This window comes from Pseudomonas sp. PDM21 (assembly GCF_014852505.2).
Classification (GTDB): Bacteria; Pseudomonadota; Gammaproteobacteria; order Pseudomonadales; family Pseudomonadaceae; genus Pseudomonas.
In genome coordinates this window covers 3,100,594-3,123,908 of record NZ_CM181223.1, presented here as the reverse complement: position 1 = coordinate 3,123,908, position 23,315 = coordinate 3,100,594, and the positions used below count along the sequence as shown (strand labels likewise).

General features: G+C 67.7%; 20 protein-coding genes and 1 riboswitch. Of the genes, 17 read left to right on the top strand and 3 right to left on the bottom strand.

Features of this window, described 5'->3' with window-relative positions; translation table 11 throughout:
- Window positions 1-61: 61 nt before the first annotated feature.
- Window positions 62-2,422: a DNA polymerase II gene (locus IB275_RS14430; protein WP_192296339.1), complete on the bottom strand. Its 2,361-nt coding sequence runs from the start codon at window positions 2,420-2,422 to the stop codon at window positions 62-64.
- A 151-nt stretch (window positions 2,423-2,573) separates the two neighbouring features.
- On the opposite strand from IB275_RS14430, the gene mltA reads away from it, so the two are divergent.
- Together mltA and IB275_RS14420 are read left to right on the top strand one after the other, a co-directional pair.
- The gene (gene mltA, locus IB275_RS14425) at window positions 2,574-3,725 is read left to right on the top strand and encodes a murein transglycosylase A (RefSeq protein WP_192296338.1); all 1,152 of its coding nucleotides are present in this window, start codon (window positions 2,574-2,576) and stop codon (window positions 3,723-3,725) included.
- A 144-nt stretch (window positions 3,726-3,869) separates the two neighbouring features.
- Window positions 3,870-4,109, top strand: a complete 240-nt coding sequence (locus IB275_RS14420; protein WP_192296337.1) for a hypothetical protein — start codon at window positions 3,870-3,872, stop codon at window positions 4,107-4,109.
- A 5-nt stretch (window positions 4,110-4,114) separates the two neighbouring features.
- Here IB275_RS14420 and qhpR read toward each other — a convergent pair whose 3' ends face one another.
- Entirely contained in the window at window positions 4,115-5,071 is a 957-nt protein-coding gene (gene qhpR, locus IB275_RS14415; protein WP_192296336.1) for an AraC-like transcriptional regulator QhpR, read from the bottom strand.
- Between the two features lie 190 nt (window positions 5,072-5,261).
- Here qhpR and IB275_RS14410 point away from each other — a divergent pair, with 190 nt between their 5' ends.
- The 15 genes from IB275_RS14410 (at window position 5,262) to IB275_RS14340 (ending at window position 18,982) form a co-directional block, all read left to right on the top strand.
- Window positions 5,262-6,173 (top strand): bile acid:sodium symporter family protein, encoded by a 912-nt coding sequence (locus IB275_RS14410; RefSeq protein WP_081520511.1) that lies wholly within the window; start codon window positions 5,262-5,264, stop codon window positions 6,171-6,173.
- Window positions 6,170-6,913, top strand: a complete 744-nt coding sequence (locus tag IB275_RS14405; protein WP_081520512.1) for a sulfite exporter TauE/SafE family protein — start codon at window positions 6,170-6,172, stop codon at window positions 6,911-6,913. The genes IB275_RS14410 and IB275_RS14405 overlap by 4 nt, the downstream gene beginning before the upstream one ends.
- A complete protein-coding gene (locus IB275_RS14400; RefSeq protein WP_192296335.1) occupies window positions 6,910-8,703 on the top strand; it encodes an N-acyl-D-amino-acid deacylase family protein in 1,794 nt (597 codons plus the stop codon). The genes IB275_RS14405 and IB275_RS14400 overlap by 4 nt, the downstream gene beginning before the upstream one ends.
- Window positions 8,704-8,861: 158 nt before the next feature.
- Window positions 8,862-9,002, top strand: coding sequence for a hypothetical protein (locus IB275_RS14395; RefSeq protein ID WP_192296334.1), 141 nt, complete (start codon window positions 8,862-8,864; stop codon window positions 9,000-9,002).
- Between the two features lie 123 nt (window positions 9,003-9,125).
- On the top strand, window positions 9,126-10,295 hold the full coding sequence (locus tag IB275_RS14390; protein ID WP_138214309.1) for an MFS transporter: 1,170 nt from the start codon (window positions 9,126-9,128) through the stop codon (window positions 10,293-10,295).
- Between the two features lie 224 nt (window positions 10,296-10,519).
- A riboswitch (guanidine-I (ykkC/yxkD leader) is annotated at window positions 10,520-10,624 on the top strand.
- Between the two features lie 44 nt (window positions 10,625-10,668).
- Window positions 10,669-11,676, top strand: a complete 1,008-nt coding sequence (locus tag IB275_RS14385) for an ABC transporter substrate-binding protein (RefSeq protein ID WP_225607901.1) — start codon at window positions 10,669-10,671, stop codon at window positions 11,674-11,676.
- 54 nt (window positions 11,677-11,730) lie between these two features.
- A complete protein-coding gene (locus tag IB275_RS14380; RefSeq protein WP_192296333.1) occupies window positions 11,731-12,753 on the top strand; it encodes a fatty acid desaturase family protein in 1,023 nt (340 codons plus the stop codon).
- 2 nt (window positions 12,754-12,755) lie between these two features.
- A complete protein-coding gene (locus tag IB275_RS14375) occupies window positions 12,756-13,529 on the top strand; it encodes an SDR family NAD(P)-dependent oxidoreductase (RefSeq protein WP_192296332.1) in 774 nt (257 codons plus the stop codon).
- Complete coding sequence (locus IB275_RS14370) at window positions 13,529-14,278, top strand: SDR family NAD(P)-dependent oxidoreductase (protein WP_192296331.1); 750 nt, start codon at window positions 13,529-13,531, stop codon at window positions 14,276-14,278. Before IB275_RS14375 ends, IB275_RS14370 begins: the two co-directional genes overlap by 1 nt.
- Window positions 14,278-15,153, top strand: a complete 876-nt coding sequence (locus IB275_RS14365) for a DMT family transporter (RefSeq protein WP_192296330.1) — start codon at window positions 14,278-14,280, stop codon at window positions 15,151-15,153. The genes IB275_RS14370 and IB275_RS14365 overlap by 1 nt, the downstream gene beginning before the upstream one ends.
- Window positions 15,150-15,914, top strand: coding sequence for a creatininase (locus IB275_RS14360; RefSeq protein WP_192296329.1), 765 nt, complete (start codon window positions 15,150-15,152; stop codon window positions 15,912-15,914). The genes IB275_RS14365 and IB275_RS14360 overlap by 4 nt, the downstream gene beginning before the upstream one ends.
- Before the next feature lie 23 nt (window positions 15,915-15,937).
- Window positions 15,938-16,549, top strand: coding sequence for a cysteine hydrolase family protein (locus IB275_RS14355; RefSeq protein ID WP_192296349.1), 612 nt, complete (start codon window positions 15,938-15,940; stop codon window positions 16,547-16,549).
- The gene (locus IB275_RS14350) at window positions 16,537-17,304 is read left to right on the top strand and encodes a hypothetical protein (RefSeq protein ID WP_192296328.1); all 768 of its coding nucleotides are present in this window, start codon (window positions 16,537-16,539) and stop codon (window positions 17,302-17,304) included. Before IB275_RS14355 ends, IB275_RS14350 begins: the two co-directional genes overlap by 13 nt.
- Window positions 17,301-18,131 carry an ABC transporter permease gene (locus IB275_RS14345; RefSeq protein WP_192296327.1) on the top strand — a complete coding sequence of 277 codons (831 nt, stop codon included), beginning with the start codon at window positions 17,301-17,303 and terminating at the stop codon, window positions 18,129-18,131. Before IB275_RS14350 ends, IB275_RS14345 begins: the two co-directional genes overlap by 4 nt.
- A gap of 5 nt (window positions 18,132-18,136) precedes the next feature.
- Window positions 18,137-18,982, top strand: coding sequence for an ABC transporter ATP-binding protein (locus IB275_RS14340; protein WP_192296326.1), 846 nt, complete (start codon window positions 18,137-18,139; stop codon window positions 18,980-18,982).
- A 201-nt stretch (window positions 18,983-19,183) separates the two neighbouring features.
- Here IB275_RS14340 and putA read toward each other — a convergent pair whose 3' ends face one another.
- Window positions 19,184-23,122: a trifunctional transcriptional regulator/proline dehydrogenase/L-glutamate gamma-semialdehyde dehydrogenase gene (putA, locus tag IB275_RS14335; protein ID WP_192296325.1), complete on the bottom strand. Its 3,939-nt coding sequence runs from the start codon at window positions 23,120-23,122 to the stop codon at window positions 19,184-19,186.
- Window positions 23,123-23,315: the final 193 nt, after the last annotated feature.

Genomic DNA, 23,315 nt, shown 5'->3' with positions numbered 1-23,315 from the left:
GCCCCATGCCATGAAAAAGGGCCGGCCATTGCCGGCCTTTTTCATTTCGGCGCGCCAGGCCTCAGAACAACCCCATCTGCCGGTCGACCAGTGCACTGAAGTCATCGTCCACGAAGGGCAGGATGGCGTCGGCGATGGGCTGCAGCTGCCGGCTGACGTAGTGGTCGTAATCGATCGGCGAGGCGAGCGTTTCCAGCGGTTCCGGACCGTTGACCGTGATCACGTAGCTGATCCAGCCACCGCGCTGGTACTGGCGCGGGCGGCCCTGGCGCTCGTTGTAGTCGTCGGCGATGCGCGCGGCGCGCACGTGGGGCGGCACGTTGCGTTCGTAATCGCCGAGCTGGCGGCGCAGGCGCTTGCGGAAGATCAACAGATCGTCCTGTTCGCCGGCCAGTGTGCGGTTCACGTAGTCGCGGACGTAGTCCCGGTATGGCTGGCGCTGGAAGATACGCAGGTACAGCTCCTGCTGGAACTGCTGGGCCAGTGGTGACCAATCGGTACGCACGGTTTCCAGGCCCTTGAAGACCATCTCGTCGCTGCCGTCATCACGTCGCACCAGGCCCGCGTAGCGCTTCTTGCTACCCTCTTCGGCGCCACGGATGGTCGGCATCAGGAAGCGCCGGAAGTGCCGTTCGAACTGGATTTCCAGTGCGCTCTCCAGCCCGTACTCTTCGCGCAGGTGTTCGCCCCACCACTGGTTGACGTGGCTCACCAGCGCGTGGCCGATCTCGGCGGCGGCTTCCTCGTCGTGGGCGCGACCCAGCCAGACGAAGGTGGAGTCGGTGTCGCCATAGATCACCCGGTGCCCCTGCCCTTCGATCAGCTCGCGGGTGCGCCGCATGATCTCGTGGCCGCGCAGGGTGATGGACGAGGCCAGGCGCGGGTCGAAGAAACGGCAGCCGCTGGAGCCAAGCACGCCGTAGAAGGCGTTCATGATGATTTTCAATGCCTGGGACAGCGGCGCATTGCCGTCGCGCTTGGCGGCGTCGCGACCCTGCCAGACGCGCTCGACAATGGCCGGCAGGCAGTGCTGCGTGCGCGAGAAACGCCCGCCACGGAAGCCGGGAATCGACGCCTCGTCCGAAGGGTCGCTCAGGCCCTCCACCAACCCCACAGGGTCGATCAGGAAGGTACGGATGATCGACGGGTACAGGCTCTTGTAGTCCAGCACCAGCACCGACTCGTAGAGCCCCGGGCGCGAATCCATGACGAAGCCGCCGGGGCTGGCTTCCGGTGCCTTGCCACCGAGGTTCGGCGCCACGTAGCCCAGTCGGTGCATCGGCGGCAGGTACAGGTGAGTGAAGGCCGCCACCGAGCCGCCGCTGCGGTCCGCCGGCAGCCCGGTGACGCTGGCGCGTTCGAGCAGGAAGTCGAGGATGCGGGTCTTATCGAAGATGCGCGTGACCAGTTCGCAGTCCTTGAGGTTGTATTTCGCCAGGGCCGGCTTGTCCTCGGCGAAGCGGCGGTCGATCTCGGCCATGCGGTCGTAGGGGTTGTCGATGGACTTGCCCTCGCCCAGCAACTGCTGCGAGACGCTCTCCAGGCTGAACGACGGGAAGCTCCAGAACGCTGAGCGCAGCGCCTCGATGCCGTCGATGATCAGCCGCCCCGCCGCCGCGGCGAAGTAGTGGTTGCTAGAGGCGTGCTGCCGCCAGCCCATCTCGTCGCCACCGCGCCCCAGGCGCAGGGGAATCTCCAGGCGCTTGGCGTGTTCCTGCAGCACGCGCAGGTCGAACTGCACCAGGTTCCAGCCGATGATTGCATCGGGGTCGTGCTCCGCCAGCCACTGGTTCAGGCGCTCCAGCAACTGCGCGCGGCTGTCGCAGTACTCCAGCTCGAAATCGCGCCCGCCATCGACACCATTGGCGGGGCCAAGCATGTACACCTGGCGCTGACCACAGCCTTCCAAGGCGATGGAATAGAGGTCGCCACGGATGTTGGTTTCAATGTCCAGCGAGGCCAGTTTCAGCTTCGGTCGGTACTCCGGCGCCGGTCGCAGTTGCGCGGCGACGGTGCTGCCGCCCTCGCCCGGCTCGCCGCTGAAGGTGACCGGGGCGGTGATGAAGCGCTCCATCAGGTAGCGCTCGGGTGGGCGGATGTCCGCCTCGAATACCTCGACGCCAGCCTCGCGCAGGCGCTTTTCCAGGTTCATCAGCTGGCGATGCTGCTGGCAGTAGAGGCCCAGCACCGGGCGTTGCTGGAAGTCGCGCAAGCCCAACGGGCGCAGTTCGGCGCCGCGCTCGCCGGCCAGCAGCTTCTCGGCTCGGGCGCGCTGTTCGGCCGGCACGAAGGCTACCGATGTCTGCGGCGGCAGCAGCACATGCCGGGGCCCGTCATCGGTGGCCAGCCAGAAACCCACCTCGGTGCCTTCGGGTGTATCCCGCCAATGTCGGGTCAGGACGAAACCCTGCCTTGCCTCCACGCTCTAACCACCCGTCAGTCGATTCATGCCGACATTCTACCGGTCCGCCTGAGGATTCGTTGCAAGGCATGTAAATCCGACCGATGCGTTTGACGCACGCCCCGCGTCTGCCCAAGCTAGCGGGCTTTCGTTTGCCTGCCAGGACTCGCCCGTGACCGATTCTTCCCGCCACTGGACCCGCCCTCTCCTCGCCACCCTGTGTTTTGCCACCCTGGTCTCCGGCTGCGGCCTGTTCGGCGAAAAGCCCGAAGAAGCCCAGGCGCCCACCTATTCCAAGGCCGAGTGGTCGGACCTGCCGCTGACCGCCGACACCGACGTGCTGCAAGGTTTCAGCGCTTGGCGCTCGGCCTGCGCGGTGCGCCTGAAGAAGGATGACATCTGGGCCGCGACCTGCGCCGACGCCGCCAGCGTACCGGCCTCCGCCCCGGCGATCCGCCAGTTCATGCAGACGCACCTGCAGCCCTACCAGCTTCGTTCCGGTGAAGGCAGCAAGAATGGCCTGATCACCGGCTACTACGAGCCCGTCTACCGCGGCAGCCAGCAGCGCGACGCCAAGCACACCGTACCGGTCTACGGCGTACCGAAGGACCTGATCACCGTGGCGCTGGACAGCGTCTACCCGGAACTCAAGGGCAAGCGCCTGCGCGGCAAACTCGAAGGCAACACCCTGGTGCCCTACGCCGACGCCGCCGGCATCCGCCGCGATGGCGTCAATGCTCCCGTGCTCGCCTGGCTACCCGACCCGATGGACCTGCAGTTCCTGCAGATCCAGGGCTCTGGCCGCGTGGAGCTCGCCTCCGGCCGCCAGCTGCGCCTGGGTTACGCCGAGCAGAATGGCCGGCCGTACAAGCCGGTGGGCCGCTGGCTGGTGGAACAGGGGGAGCTGAGCAAGGAAGAGGTCAGCATGGCGCGCATCCGCGACTGGGCGCGCGCGCACCCGCAGCGTGTCGACGAGCTGCTGGCGAGCAATCCCAGCTACGTGTTCTTCAGCCAGCGCCCGGACAGTAACGAAGGCCCGCGCGGCTCGCTGAACGTTCCGCTGACGCCCGGCTACAGCGTGGCCATCGACCGCAAGGTGATCCGGCTGGGCAGCCTGATGTGGCTTTCCACCACTCGCCCGGACGGCGCGCCAGTCGTGCGCCCGGTAGCTGCCCAGGACACCGGTGGCGCCATCGTCGGCGAAGTGCGCGCGGACCTGTTCTGGGGCACTGGCGACGCGGCCGGCGAGCTGGCCGGGCACATGAAACAGGACGGCCAGCTGTGGCTGCTGTGGCCGAAGGACAAGGCGCTGCCGGGCGTCTGACCTGCGCGTAGGAAAGTAGAGGTAATTCCTACTCGTACTACAGAGCTCCCTGAATCACCGGCATCACCGCCGTTCGGACAATGGTCAGCGAATCCAGGCCGGACCCTGGGTTCGCCGACCCTCAATCCGAACGCGGTGACCGCCATGAAGAACAACCAGCCTCCCCTCCGCTCGCAGCGCCAGCACCGTGGCTGGCCGCTGGACTACGACGTGCTCTGCTGGATCGGCGCCATCGCCCTGATCCTGCTGTTCTTCGGCGTCGATCAGTTCTTCGTGTCGAAGCTGCCGGGCACTGGCGTCATCGAGCACCAGCGCAGCGTTCCCCAGCGCCTGGACCTGCCCGCCGCCCAGGCGCTGGCAGCGGTGAACCATAACCGCCAGTAAGCGCTTCAGTTGCCCTGGCGGAACTGCCCCGGCGTCATCCCGCTCCAGCGACGGAAGGCCTTGGCGAATGCGCTCTCGTCTGAGAAGCCCAGGCGCTCGGCCACATCGCCCAACCTCGATGATTCGCGCAACAGCTGCTCGGCCATGGCGTGCAACACCTGCTCGCGCAGCAGCTTGAAGCTGGTGCCCTCGTCGGCCAGCTTGCGATTGAGATGACGGCCGCTGAGTTCCAGTTGGTCGGCCACCTTCTCCTTGCCCCAGCGCGGGTTCTGCCGCAGCAGTTGCTGCACGCGCGCGGCGAGGCTCTGCGCGCCCAGGCGTTCCAGCTGTGCATCGGCCAGCGCACGCAGGTGCTCGCGCATCAGGGCATTGGCCTGGATCAGCGGCACGTCGAGATCGGCCACGGCGAAGCTCAGCGCGTTCTCGGTGCAGGAAAAGTCCACCGGGCACTCCAGCAACTCGACGTAACGTGAAGGCTCGCCCCGCGCGGCATGGCTCAAAGTCAGGCGCTGCGGCCTGACGCGGTCGCCAGTGATCCAGCGGGTCAAGTGGACCAGGCTGGCCAATGCGGCCTCCACCCGCTCCTCGCGGCGTACGCTGTAGCTGGGGCGATAGACCAGCCGCACCTGCGTAGCCTCCTGCTCACTCTGGAACTCGCTGCCCTCGGCAATGATCGGGTAGTACTCGAGCAAGGCATCCAGTGCCTCGCCGTAATGCTCGCAGCTCATCAGCAGCGCGCCGACCATGTCCAGGTGCCCGACCTGCAGGGCGCTGCCCAGGTGCAAGCCCAGCAGCGGGTCGCCAGAGGCGGCGCAGAGGGCTTCCCAGAAGGCGTCCTGGCGCTGCAACGGGATGCGCGGTTCGAGGCTGGCGGCCTGCAGATCGGCAGGCACCGGCAGCCCCAGGCGCTGGGCGGCCTGCAGGATGCCCTGGGCGTAATGGACGGTAATGGTGTGCGACATGGTCCCGAATTAACCGGCGAAGGTCCCGATTGAGCCGTTACCGGGCGGTAACGCTGCCCTATGCTTGCCAATTACAACGATAAATACAAACAAGAGTCGCCTTGCATGCTGATTGAAACCGGAGCCGCGCCCGTGCCGCCGGCTACTGCCCGTTCGCCGTTCTCTGCCCTCCTGCTGCGGGAGAACGGCAATGCCTGAAGTCCATCTCGAATTCTCCGGCGGTTCGATGATCGCGCTGAATGCCATCATCGCGCTGATGATGTTCGGCGTTTCTCTGGAACTGCGCCGCGACGACTTCGCCCGCATCCTGCGCCAGCCCAAGGCGCCGGTGATCGGCATGCTCGTGCAGTTCCTGCTGCTGCCCGCCGCCACCTGCCTGCTGACCATCGCCCTGCCGATCGACCCGGAACTGGCGCTGGGGATGATCCTGGTCGCCACCTGCCCCAGCGGCACCTTCTCCAACATCATGACCTGGATGGCCCGCGGCAACGTCGCGGTGTCGGCCAGCGTCACTGCCGTATCGGGGCTGAGCGCGGGCATCTTCACGCCGCTGAACTTCGCCCTCTACGCGGGGCTGAACCCAGCGACCCGCGACCGCCTCACGCAGATCCACATCGACCCGCTGGAACTGGTGGGCGTCGTAGTGCTGGTGCTGATCCTGCCGATGCTGCTGGGCATGGCCCTGGGCCGGCACAAACCGCAGCTCGCACAGCGCCTGGAAAAGCCGCTGCGGCAGTTGTCGCTGCTGGTGATGCTCGGCTTCGTCGGCATGGCTTTCGCCAAGAACTTCCAGCAGTTCATGGGCTACTTCCACCTGTTCTTCTGGCTGGTCCTGCTGCTCAACGGCACGGCGCTGCTGCTGGGCTACACCTGCGCGCGACTGTGGAAGCTGCCGGACGCCGACGTGCGTGCGGTGACCCTGGAAAGCGGGATTCACAACTCGGCGCTGGGCATGGCGCTGATCCTCACCTTCTTCCCGCAGGCCGGCGGCATGCTGCTGATCGCGGCGTTCTGGGGTTGCTGGCAGCTGTTCTCCGGGCTGGTGCTGGCGCAACTCTGGGCGCGCCGCGAACCCCGCGCCGCCGCGGTGACGGCGTCATGAATGCGCCCGCCCTCGCCCTCGGCGGTTTCATCCTGCTGGCCTACACCCTGGAAGCCATCACCGGCTTCGGCAGCGTGGTGATTGCCCTGTCCCTCGGCGCGCTGCTGATGCCCATCGAGACGCTGCTGCCGATACTGGTGCCGCTGAACATCGGCATGACCGGCTACCTGTGCTGGCGCCACCGCCGACTGATCGACACCCGCCTGCTGTTGCGCACCGTGCTGCCGGGGATGCTCATCGGCATGCTGATCGGCTACCTGCTGCTGCCGCACCTGGACCCGCAACCGCTCAAGCGCGGGCTTGGCGTCCTGATCCTCTGGTTCGCCGGCCGTGAGTTGTGGCGGCTGCGCGCCAGTGCCCCGGAGCGCGGACGCACGCCGAACTGGGTGGTGCGCCTGGCCACCGGCGCCGCCGGGGTCTGCCATGGCCTGTTCGCTTCCGGCGGGCCGCTGCTGGTCTACGCGCTCTCGACCCGCCCGCTGGACAAGACCCGCCTGCGCGCCACCCTGGTCTGCGTCTGGTTCACTCTCAACGGCCTGCTGACCCTTGCCTTCCTCCTCGACGGCCGCCTGCGCCCGGCGCTGCCCCAGGTTCTCGCCTACGCGCCCCTGCTACTGCTCGGCGTATGGCTGGGCGAACGCCTGCACCACCGCTTCGAGGAACACCACTTCCGCCTCGCCATCCACTGCCTGCTGCTGGTCAGCGGCGTCCTGCTGCTGTCGCCCTGGAGCCTCCTGTGAGCTACGACATCATCATCAAGAACGGCCTGTACTTCGACGGCAGCGATGCCCCCGGCAGCCTGCGCCACGTCGGCATCAAGGACGGCCGTATCGACACCCTGAGCGTCAGCCCGCTGGAGGAAAACGGTTGCGAGCAGGTCATCGATGCGGCCGGCAAGTGGGTCGCCCCCGGCTTCCTGGAAATCCACTCGCACTACGATGCCGAAGCCATTGCCGCTCCTGCACTGAAGGAGTCGGTGCGTCACGGCGTGACCACCGTGTCGGTCGGTTCCTGCTCCATCAGCATGGTGCTGGGCGAGGCCGAGGACTGTTCGGACCTGTTCACCCGCGTCGAAGCCGTACCACGCGAGCAGGTGCTGCCGATCCTGCGTGACAAGCGCACCTGGAAAGACGCCAGGGGCTACCGCGCCTTCTACGACCAGCAGCCTCTGGGACCCAACCTCTGCTCCTTCCTCGGCCACTCGGAGCTGCGCGTCACGGTGATGGGCCTGGAGCGCGCCATCAGCGGCGCCAAGCCTACCGAAGCGGAGCTTTCGCGCATGGAGGAACTGCTGGAACAGGCGCTGGACGCCGGCTGCTTCGGTCTCTCGGTGATGACCACGCGGCTGGACAAGATGGACGGCGACCGCGCCTGGTCCAGCCCGCTACCCTCCACCTTTGCCAGCTGGAGGGAGTTCTCCCGTCTGTTCGCGGTGTTACGCCGGCGCAACGCGCTGATGCAGGGCGCACCCAACGCGGTCACCAAGATCAACGTGTTCGCTTTCCTCTACCAGGCCCACGGCTGGTTCCGCCGCCCGCTCAAGTGCTCGATGCTCACCGCGCTGGACCTCAAGTCCCAGCCCTTCATGCACCGCATCACCCGCGCCTCCGGCTGGGTCGCCAACTGCCTGCTGCGCGGCCGCTACCGCTGGCAGACCCTGCCCGCGCCCTTCGTGGTGCGCATCGAGGGGCTGAACATGAACGGCTTCGAGGAGTTCGGCGCCGGCGAGGTGCTGCGTGACATCAAGGACCCGGAAGAGCTCTACACGCGCATCCAGGACCCGGCGTTCCGCGAGCGCTTCAAGAAGGACATCAAGGCCACCCTCAGCCTCGGCCTGTGGCACCGCAACCTGTCCGACTGCTGGGTGCGCGAATGTCCGGATGCCTCAATGGTCGGGCGCAACTTCGAGGACATCGGCCGCGAGCGCGGTCTGGACCCGGTGGACGCCTTCTTCGAGCTGGCCGGCCAGTACCGCAACGAGCTCAAGTGGACCACCTGCTACGGCAACCACCGCCCGGAAATCATGGGCAAGCTGCTGGCCAGCCCCTGGACCCAGCCAGGCTTCGCCGACTCCGGCGCGCACCTGGCTTCCCACGCGCAGTACAACTTCCCGCTGCGCATGCTCAAGTACGTGCGCGATGCCGAACTGGCCGGGCAGAGCTTCATGGACACCGGCCGCGCCATCCACCGCCTGACCGGTGAGCTGGCGGACTTCGCCGGGATCGACGCCGGCTACATCCGCGTCGGCGACCGCGCCGATCTGGTGGTGGTCAACCCGGCCGGCCTGACCGATGAGCTGGATGAGGTCTGCGAAGCGCCCATGGAGATCATCGGCCTGACGCGGCTGGTGAAGCGCAACGATGATGCGGTGGAGGCCACGCTGATCAACGGGCGCGTGGCTTATCGGCGCGAAAGCGGCTTCCCGGAGGCTCTGGGCAAGGAGCGTGGGTTCGGGCGGTTCCTGCCGGGACGGGACGTGCTGAGCCGCCCGCAGGAAGTGCCGGCCGGGGAACCGGCATTCGGCCGGTAGTTGCGGCGCGCTCGATTGGCGCCGGTCATGCCGGCGATCCGTAAGCAGGGCTTACGGTGCCGACGCTTGCCGCGATACCGCGCGGCTGGCCGAGATTGACGCCCTGCCGCGCACTCACTAGAGTGCGCGGTTTCCGACATCCCTGTAATACCTGCACCATGACCCCGTTCTACCGCTTCGCCGACGCAAGCCTCGCCCTGCTGCGAGAGCCTCCGCGCGTACGCAAGATTGATACGGTGCTGCGCCGTCGCCGCAGCGTGCTGTTCGCCTTCACCTTCTCCCCTCCCGCCGGCTGCTGAGCCGGACGCCGCGCGCTCGCGCCGGCATTTCCGCATTCCGATTCCGCCCTCCGGTAAGCGCCGGCGGGCTCGTTCGCATGTGTTCGCCCTACGGCCTGAGCGCCGGGGCAAGAGAAGGTCTCCATGAATACCCCAAGCCCCCTCAACAAACCGCTTCTCGCGGTGCTGCTGTTCGCCGTCTCCATCGTCGGCCTGAGCCTGGGCGCGACTCTGCCGCTGGTAGCGCTGCGCCTGCTGGACAACGGCGCCAGCGCGCTGCAGATCGGCGTCCTCTCGGCGGTGCCGGCGGCCGGCATGATCCTCGCCGCCACGCTGGTGGACCGCGCCTGCCAGCTGATGAGCCGGCGCCGCCTGTACCTGCTGTGCTTCGTGCTGTGTACCGTGAGCACCGCAGCCATCGAATTCAGCAGCCACTCCCTCTGGCTGCTGGCGGCGGCACGCCTGGCGCTGGGCGTCGGCATGGGCATCGCGATCATCCTCGGCGAAGCCTGGGTCAACGAACTGTGCGGCGAGAAGAACCGCGGCACCATCGTGGCCCTCTATGCCACCAGCTTCACCGCCTTCCAGTTGCTCGGCCCGACACTGGTGGCGCTGCTCGGCGCGCAGACGCCCTGGGTGGTGCTGCTGGTCAGCGCAGGGCACCTGATCGCCCTGGCCACCGTGGCCTTTGCCATGCCCGAGGAAGGCATTCACGAACACGTCGAGGAGCCGCGCAGCTTCTCCCTGGCCGGTTTCCTGCGGGTGGCGCCAGCGCTGTGCATGGGCGTGCTGTTCTTCTCCTTCTTCGACAGCGTGGTGCTCTCGCTTTTCCCCGTTTACGCCTCCAGCCACGGCTACGCGGTGGGCATCGCTGCGTTCATGGCGACGGTGATCCTGCTCGGCGACATGATCTGCCAGCTGCCTCTGGGCTGGCTGTCCGATCGCCTCGACCGGCCCACCCTGCACCTCGCCTGCGGTGTCGCGGCGATGCTGATCGGCCTCGCCCTGCCCTGGCTGATCAGCCAGCCGTCGCTGCTGTGGCCGGCGCTGATGCTGCTGGGCGCGGTGGCCGGTGGCGTCTACACCCTGGCGCTGGTGCTGATCGGCCAGCGCTTCCGTGGCCGCGACCTGGTCACCGCCAACGCCGCCGCCGGCATGCTCTGGGGCGTCGGAAGCCTGCTCGGGCCGCTGCTCAGCGGCAGCCTGATGGACCTCGGCCCGCAAGGCGTGCCGGTGGCACTGGCGCTCGCCGCCGGGCTGTTCGTGGCCACGGCGGCCGCCTCGCTGCGCCGCACGGCCCTGCGCGCCGCCTGATGCCTCAATAGAAGGCAAGGCGCATCGACTTGGTGCCGGCCATGGCCCGGCTGGCATCCGCCCTGCACCGGGGATTTCCGCTAAGCGATTGAAATCCCCGGCGGTTTTTGGGGTTTCAGAAAAGCTGGCATTTCAATTGCTCTGTCCCCTGCAACGGGATGCATCACCCACGGCAAGGTAGCCACCGGGTGGGCGAACGCTGCAAGGCACACACTGGAGTTGCACCACAGGCGAACTAGGGTTCCGGTCTTTCGCGAGAAGGGCGTCTGGTCCGAGAGTTTTCCGGCCCTAGGGACAGGGCTACACGGCGGGAGAAAAGCCCGGGAGACGTGATGTCATCCCGTGCCGATTTCCAACCGTTAGGAGCAATGCCATGACCATGCCGCTTTCCCTGCGTTCCCTGCGCAAGACCCTGCTCGGTGCCTGTCTGCTTGCTGCCGCCGGGGTCGTGCCGCTGACGCTCCAGGCCGCCGAGAAGCTCAAGATCGGCACCGTCGTCTGGGCCGGCTACGCGCCCTTCTACGTCGCCGACAAGCTCGACCTCTACAAGCCCCACGGGCTGAAGGTGGAGCTGCAGTTCTTCAACGACCCGGCGCTGATCCCCACGGCCATGACCGGCGGCGCCCTCGACGGTGGCATGCTCACCTACGACCAGGTGGTCGGCGGTGTCGCCAAGGGCCAGCCGTACCGCGTGGTGATGCCCATTGATTTCTCCAACGGCGGCGACGCCATCGTCGCCGACAAGTCGATCAAGTCGGTCGCCGATTTCAAGGGCAAGAAGATCGGCTTCAACCCGCTCTCGCCGTCCGATTTCCTGCTCGCCTATGCGCTCAAGAGCCACGGCCTGAGCGACAAGGACATCAACCCGGTGAACATGACGCCCGAGGGCATCCCCGGCGCCATGGCATCCGGCAGCCTGCCGGTAGGCGTGACCTACGAACCCAACGTCTCGCAGATCCTCGGCATGCCCGGCGACAAGTTCCACGTCGTGTATTCGTCGAAGGACGCCCCGGGGCTGATCACCGACGTGCTGGTGTTCAACCAGGAGGTCATCGGCAAACGCCAGAAGGCGATCACCGCGATGATCCAGGGCTACGCCGACGGCCTGGCCTACATGAAGGCGCACCCGGACGAGTCCGCCGAGATCATCGGCAAGGTGCTGGGCGTCAGCGCCGCCGAGGCCAAGGAGCAGATGGCCGGGGTCTACAACATCCCGCTGGCGGAGATGAACAGGAACTTCGAAAAGTCAGACGCTACCAGCTCGTTCTTCGGCAGCGGCGCGGTGATCGCCCAGTTGCTCAAGGACAACAGCCAGATTCCGGCAATCCCCGACTTCGCCCAGACCTTCGACGCGCAGTTCGTCCAGGCCCTCGCCCAGTAAGGCGCCCACCCACCGTTCCCGCCGGGAGGGCGGGAACGCCTACGGAGGTTCTTCATGCCCGCGTCCCTGTACCGCTACGCCGATGGCCGGCTGCCCAACAGCCTGGCCCTGGCCTATGCCTTCGGTGGCTACGCCGCCGGCTTCGCCCTGCTGTTCGCCGAGAGCTGGCTGCTCAATGCCGCCGGCACCCTGCTGCTGGGCCACGCGATGATCGTCGCGGCCTACCTGATCCACGAGTTCGCCCACGGCACCATCTTCGCCAAGCCCGCGCACAACACCTGGGCCGGCGAGGCCTGCAGCTGGTTGTGCGGCAGCTGCTACGCCGGTTTCCAGGACCTGCGCCGCAAGCACATGCGCCACCACGTCGACCGCGCCGACGTGATCACCTTCGACACCAAGGCCCTCCTCGCGCGCAGCCCTCGCTGGGTACGCGCCTTGGTGCTGGCCGCCGAGTGGGCCTACGTACCGGCGGTGGAGCTGATCATGCATTACTACGTGATCCTCCTGCCCTTCATCACCGATAACCCGCGCCACCGCGCCAACCGCCGCCGTGTGGCGCTGACCCTGCTGGTGCGCGGCGCGTTGTTCGGCGTAGTCGCCGCCGTGTCGTTCAAGGCGCTGCTGCTCTACTTCGTCGCCTGGACGCTGATGATCATCGTGCTGCGCTTCACTGACGCCTACCAGCACACCTACGACGCCTTCGCAGTGCTGGAGGACGGCGGCAAGATCCCCGACGACAAGGCCCGCGACCGCACCTACGAGCAGATGAACACCTTCTCCAACGTGGTCTCGGTGCGCTGGCCGGTGCTCGACCTGCTGCTGCTCAACTTCGCCTACCACAACGCCCACCACGAGAAACCCGTGGCGCCCTGGTACCGCCTGCGCAAGCTGCACCACCAACTGTACGGCGACGGCTACGCCCAGGTGCTGCCGATGCACCTGCTGTTCAAGGGCTTCCACCGGCACCGCCTGCGCCGCGTGGTGGACGACAACTACGGTGAGGTCGCGCCCGCAGGCAACGACCGTGCCGACGGCTTCTACGGCGCCGTGGGCGTCTCCTTCCTGACGGCGGTCTGAGCATGATCGACTACCGGGGCAAACGCGTCCTCATCACCGGTGCCGCCAGCGGCATCGGCAAGGGCCTGGCGCGGGCGTTCGCCGAACAGGGCGCGACGCTGGAACTGCTCGACCGCAACGCCGAGGCACTACAAGGCGTGGCGGACGAGCTCACAGCACTGTGCGACCTGCGCACTGCCAGCCTCGACCTGGGCGACAGCGAAGCCATCGGCGCCTTCGCCGACAGCCGCCAGGGCGCTGCGCTCGATGTGCTGATCAACAACGCTGGCGTCGAGTACGCCACGCCGCTGGAAGGCGGCAACGCCGAGACCGACCAGCGCTGGCAGGCATTGCTGGACAACAACGTCGCCTCGATGCTGCGCCTGACCCGCGCCCTGCTGCCGCAACTGCGCGCCGGCAGCAGCGTCATCAACCAGGCGTCGATCTGGGGCCTGAAAGGCGTGCCGGGCTTCTCCGCCTATGTCGCCAGCAAGCACGCGGTGATCGGCCTGACCCGCTCGCTGACGTGGGAACTGGGGCCAAGGCGCATTCGTGTCAACGCCGTGTGCCCCGGCTGGATCGCCACCGAAGCTGCAATGCGTTCGCTGCGGGTGATGGCGCAAGCCAACGGCCGCAGCGAGGAAGACGAACTGGCGCAGATCCTCACCGCCCAGGCGGTGCCGGAACTGCTCACGCCGGCCGATCTCGCCGGCACTTTCCTGTTCCTCGGCAGCACACTGGCCAGCGCCATTACCGGTCAGGCGCTGTCGGTCAGCCATGGTGAGGTGATGCACTGATGAAACCGCTCGCAGGACAGACCGCCCTGATCACCGGCGCCACCCAGGGCATCGGCCGGGCCATCGCCCTGGCGCTGGCGGGAGCCGGCGCGCAGGTGTGGATCAACCACCTCGACCAGCCAGAAGCTGCCACCGCGCTGGTAGCGCGCATCGCCTCCAGCGGGGGGCGCGCCTATGCCGTACAGGCCGACGTCGCGGAGCCGGAACAGGTCGCCGAGATGTTCGCCCGCGTGCTCGCCGAAGGCGAGTTGGACATCCTGGTGAACAACGCCGGGATCATCCTGGAAAAGCCCTTCCTCGATACCAGCGAAGACGACTGGGCGAACCTGCTCGGCGTCGACCTGCACGCTGTCTACCGCTGCTGCCGCCATGCCCTGACGCACATGCAGGCGCGCGGCAGCGGCAGCATCGTCAATATTGCCTCGGAGCTGGGCCAGCTCGGCCGCGAACGCTACGCCGCGTACTGCGCCGCCAAGGCCGGAGTGATCGGGCTGACCAAGGCGCTGGCGCGGGAGTTCGCCCCACACATCCGCATCAACGGCGTGGCGCCGGGCCCGGTGGAGACACCGATGGTCTCGGTCGAGCACATGAGCGCGGCGATGATCGCCCGCGAAACCGCCATCCCCGCCGGCCGCCTCGGCCAGCCGGAGGAGATCGCCACGGCGGTGCTGTTCCTCGTCTCGCCCGGCGCGAGCTTCTTCCACGGACAGATACTCGGCGCCAATGGCGGCGCCTGGATGGGCGCCTGATGCGCGCGGAAATCGTCCTGCTGCTGGGCGCCGCCATCTGGGGCCTGGGCTGGATGCCCCTGGCGCACTTCGCCGGCCAGGGCCTGGCCGGCATGCCGCTGGTGCTCTGTACCTACGGGCTGCTCTGCGCGCTGGCCGTGCCGCTGGTACTGAACCAGCGCCAGCAGTGGTGGCCGCAACGCGTCGCCCTGCTCGCCATCGGCGTGTTTGGCGGCTGGGCCACGGCCGGGCTGGTGGCGGCGCTGTCCGAGGGCGACGTGGTGCGCGCCATGCTGCTGTTCTATCTCGCGCCGGTCTGGGGCCTGCTCGGTGGCCGCCTGCTGTTTGGCGAACGCCTGACGCCCTCGCGACTCGGCGCTCTGGCGCTGGCGATGCTTGGCATTGCCCTGACCCTGGGCGTCAGCCGTGACACCTTCCGCCCGCTGGCTGCCAGCGACTGGCTGGCGCTGTCCGCCGGCTTCGCCTTCGCCCTCAACAACCTGGCCACCCGCGCCGCCGAGCAGGTGCCGCTGGCCAGCAAGGCGGTGGTCGGCTTCATCGGCAGCGCCGCGCTGGGCGGGTTGTTCTGTCTGCTGCAAGGCACGCCGCTGCCCACCGTCGACGCCCACCAATGGCTGCAACTGGCTGGTTTCGGCCTGTTCTGGCTGGCTGCCATGGGTGCCGCGCAATACGGTTTCAGCCATGTCGAGGCGAGCCGCGCTGCGGTGCTGGTGGTGATCGAACTGCTGGTTGCCGTACTCACCGCCGCCTGGTTCGGCGACCGCGAGCTGGGCCTGCGCGAGTGGCTCGGCGGCTCTCTGGTTCTGGCGGCGGCGCTGATCGCCGCGCGCCCTTCTCCTGACCTTTCCCCCACTCTCTGCGAGGCCGAAACATGACTGTCCGCATGGACCAGCTCAGCTGGGTCGAATACGCGCGCCGGGTGCGCGAGCAATCCCCCGTCGTCTTCCTGCCCTGTGGCGCCACCGAGCAGCACGGCCCGCACCTGCCGCTGGGCACCGATGCACTGCTGGCCAGTGCGCTGTGCGAAGACGTCGCCCGCCAGGTCGACGGTCTGGTCGCGCCCGCCCTGTCCTACGGCTACAAGTCCCAGCCCAAGTGCGGCGGCGGCCAGCACTTCTGCGGCACCACCAGCCTCGACGGGCAGACCCTGATCGCCCTGGTGCGCGACGCCGTGCGCGAGTTCGCCCGCCACGGCGTCACCCGCCTGGTGCTGGTGGACGGGCACTACGAGAACCAATGGTTCGTCACCGAGGGCATCCAGCTCGCGCTGCGTGAGCTGGGGCCTTCCAGCCCGCTGGAAGTGATGCGCCTGGAGCACTGGGACTTCTGCAGCGAAGCCACGCTGAACGACGTATTCCCCGACGGCTTCCCCGGCTTCGCCCTGGAGCACGCGGCGGTGATCGAGACCTCGCTGATGCTGCACTACCTGCCCAGCCTGGTGCGCCTGGACTTGATCCCCGACGACGGCCCGGCCGACTTCCCGCCCTACGACATGTACCCCAGCCGCACCGAGTGGGTGCCGCCCTCGGGCGTGCTGTCCTCGGCGCGCGGTTCCAGCGCCGACAAGGGCCTGCGCATGGCCAAGGACATCGTAAAAGGCATCGCCGCTGCGGTACGCAAGGAGTTCGGGCTGTGAGCGTCGCCCTGATCGTCATCGACATGCAGCGCGACTTCTGTGCCCCCGGCGGCTACGCCGACCAGGCCGGGCTGGAGATCGGCCGCCTGCGCGCGCCGATCCCGGCCATCTCGCGCCTGCTGGACAGCGCCCGCGCCCTGGGCCTGCTGGTAGTACATACCCGCGAAGGGCACCGCCCCGACCTGACCGACCTGCACGAGAGCAAGCGTCGCCGTGCCGAACAGGCCGGCGCGCCCATCGGCGCACGCGGCCCGCTGGGGCGATTGCTGGTGCGCGGCGAGTATGGCCACGACCTGATCGACGAACTGTGCCCGCTGGCCGACGAGCCGGTGATCGACAAACCGGGCTACAGCGCCTTCGCTTACACCGACCTGGACCTGCTGCTGCGTCGGCGCGGCATCGGCCACCTGGTGCTCTGCGGCGTGACCACCGAAGTATGCGTTTCTTCCACCCAGCGCGCGGCAGTGGAGCTGGGCTACGCCTGTACGCTGGTGAGCGATGCCTGCGGCTCGCCGAGTGCCGAGCTGCACGCCGCCGCCCTGGCCATGGTCGAGGTGGAAGGCGGGCTGTTCGGTCGCGTACTGGACAGCCGTTCCGTGCTCGCCGAATGGGAGGAAAGCGCATGCCTGGCCTGAACATTTCCGCAGTACCGCCTGCCTATCTCGGCGTCTGGCAGCGCACCCTGCTGACCACTACCGGCGGGACGCATGACACCAGCACCCGCGTCTACTGGCTGCAGACCGAGCGCCTGTTCGCCGACCTGCGCATTCCGCTGCCGGCCCCCGAAACGCCCGAAGCACTGGCGAACCAGGCCGGTTTCGCCGGTCTCACCGAGATCACTGGCGATATCTGCCAATGGCACCGCGCAATCGACTTCCAGCCGCCCAATGGCGGCGAGGACATCGGCCGCATGCACTTCGTGGACAGCGAAAAGGTGCTGGAGGACGGCCTGGACGGCAGCTACCACGAAGTCTGGGAGCGCCTGCCCGAATCCCTCGGGCGCAACCGTGGCACCTGGCTGCTCGGAGCGGACGGCCGTCAGGGCTGCCTGCTGCTGGCCGGCGACTGCTTCCTGTTCGCCGCCGGACGGCGCCTGCCGCTGCCCCACGCACCATCGCTGGCCGCACTGCTCGACAGCGGCAACACCGAGCTGCTGGATTTCGAGCTGAGCTTTGGCCGCCATCAGGGCGGCGTTGCCCCCTGGCGCATCGAACTGAGCACCCTGCCGGCGCGCATTGGCGCCCGGCTGTTGCCCAGCGACGCCGATCCCGACCACCCCGAACTGCTGCGCGATACCCACTGGCTCAACAGCCTGGGCGCCACCCCGCCTGCCGGTGGCTGGCAAGCCTGCGAACGGCCCCTGTACCCCGATAAGGAGGTGACGCCATGACCGCCCACCAGCCCCTGCCCCGCCCCGTCGCGCAGCCCGCCCGCCAGCGCTGGTGGGTGATCCGCGGCGAACTGCCACGCAGCGCCGTCTGGACCCTGGCAGCAGCCGGCCTGCTGCTGCCGTTGCTGCTCTGGTGGGCCTACAGCGCCGCAGGATTGGCCAACCCGATGTTCTTCCCCGGCCCGGACGCCGTGCTCAAGCGCATTGGCCACTGGTGGAGCGACGAAGGCCTGCTGGGCGATATCGCCATCAGCGTCTGGCGGGTCATGGCCGGTTTCCTCGCCTCGGCGGTGATCGCCCTGCCGTTGGGCCTGTACATCGGTACCTACCGCCCGGTGCAGGCCTTCCTCGAACCGCTCACCGACTTCATCCGCTACATGCCGGCGGTGGCCTTCATCCCGCTGGTGATGCTCTGGGTCGGCATCGACGAAGGCTCCAAGGTGCTGATCATCTTCATCGGCACCTTCTTCCAGATGGTGCTGATGGTCGCCGAGGATGTGCGCCGCGTGCCCATGGCGCAGATCGAGGCGGCGCAGACCATGGGCGCCAGCCGCGCCGAGACCATCCGCCTGGTGGTGCTGCCCTCAGCGCGCCCTGCGCTGCTCGACACCCTGCGCATCACCTGCGGCTGGGCCTGGACTTACCTGGTGGTGGCCGAGCTGGTCGCCGCCAACTCCGGTCTGGGCTACGCCATCCTGCGCGCCCAGCGCTATATGCAGACCGACAAGATCTTCGCCGGCATCCTGCTGATCGGCGTCATCGGCCTGCTCACCGACCAGGCGTTCCGCTGGCTCGGCCGGGTCGCCTTCCCCTGGATGAAGAGGTAAGCCTGATGAGCCAGAACAAGATCGCCATCCGCCACGTCGACAAGGTCTTCAGCAGCCAGGGCCGGCACGTACAGGCGCTGCAGGATGTGAACCTGGAGATTCGCGCCAACGAGTTCGTCACCTTCGTCGGCGCCTCGGGCTGCGGCAAGTCCACCCTGTTGCGCAGCATCGGCGGGCTGGAGCGCCACAGCGGCGGCGAAATCCTCGTCGATGGCCGTAACGTGGACGGCCCCGGCATCGACCGCGCCATGGTCTTCCAGCACTACAGCCTGTACCCCTGGCTGCGGGTGATGGAGAACATCAAGTTCTGCCGCCGGCTCAAGGTGGTGTCCGACACCGTGCGCGGCGACGCCGACGTGGAAGTCGCCAGCGGGCGCGCCGATGCGCTGCTCAACCTGATGGGGCTGTCGGCCTTCGCCCAGGCTTACCCCAGCCAGCTGTCCGGCGGCATGCAGCAACGGGTGGCGATCGCCCGCGCGCTGATGCCCAAACCGCAGATCCTGCTGATGGACGAGCCCTTCGGCGCGCTGGACGCGCAGACCCGCGAGGTGATGCACGACCTGATCCGCCACGTGCACCGCCTGGAAAACAGTACCATCCTGTTCGTCACCCACGACGTCGACGAGGCGATCTACCTGGGTGGCCGCGTGGTGCTGATGGCGCCGCGCCCCGGCCGCATCGACAGCGTCTACGAGGTGCCGCTGCCGGCCGAGCGCAACCAGGACATGAAGATGGCCCCGGAATTCATCGCCCTGAAAAAGGAAATCCTCGCGCGTATCCGCGAGACCTCGGGCATGAGCACTGACCTGGAATTGCTGGAGCAGCTGACTCGCACCGCGGCGCCGGTCTGAGTCGGAAGGAAAGGAGTCGGCGGAGCGGATAGCCCCGCCGTTGTGCCGGGCGCTGGGCCCGAGACGGATTGCGCAGGAAGCGCGAGGGGAACGGCCTGCCGGGAGCGGGTAGCTCCGCCCGAGGGCTGGTGGGCCGCGTGGCCGCAGATGCAGCCGTAAAACTGGCCGGAAGCGCCCGGTAAGGCACTTCCGGCACCGTCGTCAGCCGATGGTCATCAGGCTGGCGTTGCCGCCGGCAGCGGCGGTGTTGACACTCAGGGCACGCTCGATCAGCAGGCGTTCCAGCGGGATGTCGGTTTCCCCACGGTTCAGCCCGGTGACGCCGACGATGGCGCCCTTGCGCTTGCTCGCCTGTTCGCAGACTGCGCGCAGCTGGTCGGAATCGCCGTGGTGCAGGATGGCGTCGAACACCTTGTCGGTCGCGCTCCAGTCGGCGACCAGCTCGATGCGCTGGGCAACTTCCTTGGGCAGTTCCTTGACCACGGCAGCGTTGGACTCGGCCACCAGCGGGCGGCTGCCGACGCTGAGCACCGCAGCCAACTGGGCCAGCAGGTCGGCGCGGTCTTCCGCCAGGCACAGCACGTGCTCGCGCGGCAGCAGGGTGTAGGTGTTGCGCTCGCCGGTCGGGCCGGTGAGAACCTGCTGGGTGAAGCTCTGCGCCAGTTCGCCGTAGCCGCCGAGCAGGGTCGCCAGGGCGGCGTCCTTCTGCCCTGCCCACTTGGTCAGCGCGTCCACGGCCTGCTGGGCATCCTTCGGACGCGGCAGCGCCTGGGCGCCGTCGCCCTTGAGCTGGTTGGCCACGGCATCCTGCGGACGGGTCGACAGCAGACGGTACAGGTACAGCGGGCCGCCGGCCTTCGGACCGGTGCCGGACAGGCCTTCACCACCGAAGGGCTGCACGCCGACCACCGCGCCAACCACGTTGCGGTTCACGTAGAGGTTGCCGACATGGGCGGTGCCGACGACCTGGGCGATGGTCTCGTCGATGCGGGTGTGTACGCCCAGGGTCAGGCCGTAGCCGGATTCGTTGATCTGCGCGAGCAGTTGGTCCAGGTCGGCGCGCTGGTAGCGCACCACGTGCAGCACCGGACCGAAGATTTCACGCTTGAGCTCGCTGAAGCTGTCCAGCTCGATCAGGGTGGGCACGACGAAGGTGCCGCGCTTGATTTCCTCGGCATCCACGCGAGCACTCTGGAAGACCTTGCGGCCTTTGTCGCGCATCGTCTGGATGTGCTTGTCGATGTTGCCCTTGGCTTCCTCGTCGATCACCGGACCGATGTCGGTGTGCAGGCGCTCCGGCGCTCCGACGCGGTATTCGGCCATGGCGCCCTTGAGCATCTGCACCACGCGGTCGGCGGCGTCTTCCTGCACGCACAGCACGCGCAGCGCGGAGCAGCGCTGGCCGGCGCTGTCGAAGGCGGAGTTGACCACGTCGACCACCACCTGCTCGGCCAGCGCCGAGGAGTCGACGATCATCGCGTTGAGGCCGCCGGTTTCGGCGATCAGCGGGATGGTGCGGCCCTGGGCGTCGAGGCGGCCGGCGATGTTGCGCTGGAGGATGCCGGCCACTTCGGTGGAACCGGTGAACATCACACCACGCACGCGCTCGTCGCCGACAAGGCGGGCACCGACGGTTTCACCACGGCCGGGCAGCAGCTGCACGGCGCCGGCGGGCACGCCGGCTTCCAGCAGGATGCGCACGGCTTGCGCGGCGATCAGCGGAGTCTGCTCGGCGGGCTTGGCCAGCACGGTGTTGCCGGCGGCCAGGGCGGCGGCCACCTGGCCGCTGAAGATCGCCAGCGGGAAGTTCCACGGGCTGATGCAGACCACCGGGCCCAGTGGGCGATGACTGTCATTGGCAAAGTGGGTGCTGGCCTGGGCGCCGTAGTAGCGCAGGAAGTCCACCGCCTCGCGCACTTCGGCGATGGCGTTGGCGAAGGTCTTGCCCGACTCTCGCACCAGCACGCCCATCAGCGACTGGATCTCGGCTTCCATCAGGTCGGCGGCGCGCTGCAGGATGGCGCCGCGCTCTGCCGGCTGGGTGGACTGCCAGATCTGCGCGCTGGACAGCGCGCCGAGGATGGCGTTGTTGACGTCGGCTTCGCTGGCCTCACGCACATGACCGACCACGTCGCGCAGGTCGGCCGGGTTGCGTACCGGCTGCGGCTCGCCCGGCGTGGCATCGGCCAGGCCCAGCATCGGCTCGGCGACGTAGGCGTGGTTGGTGCTCGACAGCAGCGCCGAGGACAGCGAACCCAGGCGGTGCTCGTTGGCCAGGTCGATGCCAGCGGAGTTCAGGCGACTGTCGCCATAGAGGTCGCGGGGCAGCGGAATGCGCGGATGCGGCAGGCCCAGGGTGCCTTCCTGCGCGGCCATCTGCTCGACCTGCAGCACCGGGTCGAGCACCAGGTCCTGCAGCGAAATGCTGTGGTCGGCGATGCGGTTGACGAAGGAGGTGTTGGCGCCGTTTTCCAGCAGGCGGCGAACCAGGTACGCCAGCAGGGTTTCATGGCTGCCCACCGGCGCGTAGATGCGGCACGGACGGTTGAACTTGCCGTCGGCGACCTTGCCCACCACCTGCTCATACAGCGGCTCGCCCATGCCGTGCAGGCACTGGAACTCGTACTGGCCCGGGTAGTAGTTCTGCCCGGCCAGCTGGTAGATGGCCGACAGCGAGTGGGCGTTGTGGGTGGCGAACTGCGGGTAGATGGATTCCGGCACGGCCAGCAGCTTGCGCGCGCAGGCCAGGTAGGACACGTCGGTGTAAGGCTTGCGGGTGTAGACCGGGTAGCCTTCCAGGCCGTTGACCTGGGCCAGCTTGATCTCGCTGTCCCAGTAGGCGCCCTTCACCAGGCGGATCATCAGGCGGTGGCGGCTGCGCTTGGCCAGGTCGATGACGTAGTCGATCACGTACGGGCAGCGCTTCTGGTAGGCCTGGATGACGAAGCCGATGCCGTTCCAGCCGGCCAGCGACGGCTCGAAGCACAGGCGCTCGAGCAGGTCGAGGGAGATTTCCAGGCGGTCGGCTTCCTCGGCGTCGATGTTGATGCCGATGTCGTAGTCGCGGGCCATCTTCACCAGGCCGAGCACGGTCGGGTACAGCTCGTCCATCACGCGGTCGTACTGCGCGCGGCTGTAGCGCGGGTGCAGCGCGGAGAGCTTGATCGAGATGCCCGGGCCTTCGTAGATGCCGCGGCCGTGGGAGGCCTTGCCGATGGCATGGATCGCCTGCTCGTAGGAAGCCAGGTAGCGCTTGGCGTCCTCATCGGTCAGCGCGGCTTCGCCGAGCATGTCATAGGAGTAGCGGAAGCCACGGGATTCCATGTTGGCCGCATTGGCCAGGGCTTCGGCGATGGTTTCGCCGGTGACGAACTGCTCGCCCATCAGGCGCATGGCCATGTCCACGCCCTTGCGGATCAGCGGCTCGCCGGACTTGCCGATGATGCGGTTGAGCGACGAGGACATGCCGGCTTCGGTGTGGGTCGCCACCAGCTTGCCGGTGATCAGCAGGCCCCAGGAGGCGGCGTTGACGAACATCGACGGGCTCTGGCCCAGGTGCTGGCTCCAGTTGCCGTTGCTGATCTTGTCGCGGATCAGCGCGTCACGGGTGGCCTTGTCCGGGATGCGCAGCAGCGCTTCGGCCAGGCACATCAGCGCCACGCCTTCCTGCGACGACAGGGAGAACTCCTGCAGCAGGCCCTGCACCAGCCCCTGACGGCCGCCGGCGTTCTTCTGGTTACGCAGCTTCTCGGCGATGCCCAGTGCCATCTTGCTGGCGGCGCCGGCCTGCTCTTTCGGCAGGCGGGCCAGGTCCAGCAGCATCGGCAGCGCTTCGGTTTCCGGGCGGCGGTAGGCGGCGGTGATGGCCGCACGCAGCACGGACTGTGGCAGGATGCTTTCGGCGAAATCGAGGAAGACCTGCAACCCTTGTTCGTTCAGCGAATCCAGCGACTCCTCGCCCGCCGCCGCTGCCAGGCCGGATTGTTCGGCCGGGGTCAGCCCGCCTTCCACCTGCTCCAGGTAGGAGAAGATGGCCTGCTTGATCAGCCAGTGCGGGGTACGGTCGAGTTGCTGGGCAGCCAGCTTGAGGCGCTCGCGGGTGGCGTCGTCGAGCTTCACGCCAAGGGTGGTGGTGGCCATGGGGCTTCCTGTTGTTAGAAGGTTTGCCTGAAAACGGCGCAAGGTTATACCGCCGATTCTCAAGGTGCAACCAGGTGCAACCCAATAAAAACAAGCCTTTGGTCGTACGCGCAGATCCGGTGCAACCGGTGACATTTCCCACACACGGCGCTACCAAACGGAGCACGGCCACGGGCTCGCCCGGCTGCAACCC